This is a genomic window from Actinosynnema sp. NPDC023658, assembly GCF_040639995.1.
Lineage (GTDB): Bacteria > Actinomycetota > Actinomycetes > Mycobacteriales > Pseudonocardiaceae > Actinosynnema.
Genome location: NZ_JBFAAX010000872.1, coordinates 1 through 1,160 on the forward strand (window position 1 = coordinate 1; position 1,160 = coordinate 1,160).

General features: G+C 72.2%; 1 protein-coding gene. It reads right to left on the reverse strand.

The features are described 5' to 3' along the window. Positions 1–1,160, reverse strand: a 1,160-nt coding sequence (locus tag AB0G02_RS35810) for an acyl-CoA dehydrogenase family protein (RefSeq protein WP_360803576.1), incomplete at both ends; no start/stop codon positions are given.

The following is a 1,160-nucleotide window of genomic DNA, read 5'->3' on the forward strand; positions in this document are numbered from 1 at the left end:
GATCGACTCGACGAGTTCGACGCGGACGCCCTCGGCCTTCATGTCGATGACGAACAACGTGATGCCGTCGTACTTGTGGCCGTCCGGGTCGGTCCGCGCCGCCACCAGCGCCGAGCCCGCGATGTCGCTGTAGATGCTGAACACCTTGACGCCGTTGAGGACGTACCGGTCGCCGCGCCGTTCCGCCCGCGTCCGCAGCGAGGCGAGGTCGCTGCCCGCGCGCGGTTCGCTGTACAGCACGGTGGCGAACTCCTCGCCGCGGCCGAGGCGCGGGAGCAGGTCGCGCTTGAGCCGGTCCGAACCGGACTTGAGCACGAAGTAGCCGACGATCTGCACGGTGAGCGCGTGGACGAGGTCCGGCAGGCCGGTCGCGGTGAACCGCTCGAACAGCTCGGTGCCCACCCGGGTCGACAGCCCCGAGCCGCCGAACTCGACCGGCCAGTCCGGCGCGAGCAGGCCGCGGCGGCCGAGTTCCCGGTAGGCCTCGGTGATGGCGGCGGGATCCATCCGCCTGGCGCGGATCACGAGGTCGCGCCACCGGGGCTGGGCGACGAGCTCCGCGAGCGAGGCGACCAGGGCAGACTCGTCGACCTCGTCGACCGCCGGCGGGTCCGGGGTGACCGCGGTCCTGGACAAGGCGCTCCTGATCGTCTTCTCGATCGCCGCGAGGTTGCCGGGCGCCCTGAGCAGGCCGTAGTGCTCGCCCGGCAGGTCTTCGAACTCGACGGTGCCGGAGGTCGCGGTGCGCCAGTCGGACTTGAGGGACTCCACCGCGCGCACCGACACGACGTCCAGTCCGCCCGGCGTCGGCCGCCACTTGCCGACGAGGCGCCGGTTGTGGGCGAAGATCTGGAAGCGCTCCGAGAACGTCTCGACGTCCATGCCCAGCAGCTCGGCCGCCTCGGCCTCGGTCTCCGCCCGGAACTCGCCGTCCTCCCCGCCGGACTTCAGCGCGTCGCGGACGAACCCGTGCAGCACCTCGGCGGGCGCGGCCTCGCCGTACACCTCCTCCGGCCACGTCGAGTCGATCAGCACCGCCACCGGCCGGTCGCCCCGCTCGGTCAGCAGGCAGCCGATCTCCCAGGCCAGCGCGCCGCCGAACGACCAGCCGCACACCACGTCCACCTCGGGGCAGTGGTCGGTGAAGTCGTCGACGTACC